This window comes from Colwellia ponticola, from assembly GCF_005885605.1.
GTDB lineage: Bacteria > Pseudomonadota > Gammaproteobacteria > Enterobacterales > Alteromonadaceae > Colwellia > Colwellia ponticola.
On the sequence record NZ_SZVP01000126.1, the window covers coordinates 1 to 449 of the forward strand.

Here is a 449-nt window from a genome sequence, read left to right on the forward strand (position 1 = left end):
TCCACCCAGAACGTGGCGAAGCGCGTCATGCCGGTCAGGCGTGCGGCGGGCAGGTCGGAGTAGTTCAGGTACCACAGGTTGCTGATGTAGAGCCCGGTGCCCAGTTGCTTGAGGATCTCGGCCTGGGCCAGGTTGCCTGCCGCGATCTGCAAGGCGCTGGGGGATTCGTCGCCGCTGGCGCCGTTGGCGCTGAGGCCATATTCGGCGGCGCTGCGCGAGTTCACCAGTTGGCCGTCGGCCTGGCCGGCATTGATCAGCGTGACGTCACTGCGCGGGTAGCCTTCGCTGGAGAACGCCTGGCTCAGGGAGTCGGTGATGTGTTCTTTCACCGTCACCAGCGGGCTCAAGGACTGCTCGCCGGCATACAGCCGTTGCAATGAGCTGCCTTTGCTGGCGATGGCCTGGGCGGAAAAACCACCCCAGGTGATGATGCTGATGATTTCTTCCAG

At 63.9% G+C, this 449-nt stretch carries 1 protein-coding gene; it reads right to left on the reverse strand.

What is annotated here, in order from left to right:
* Window positions 1-449, reverse strand: a 449-nt coding sequence (locus FCS21_RS16160) for a metallopeptidase TldD-related protein (protein ID WP_222927995.1), incomplete at both ends; no start/stop codon positions are given.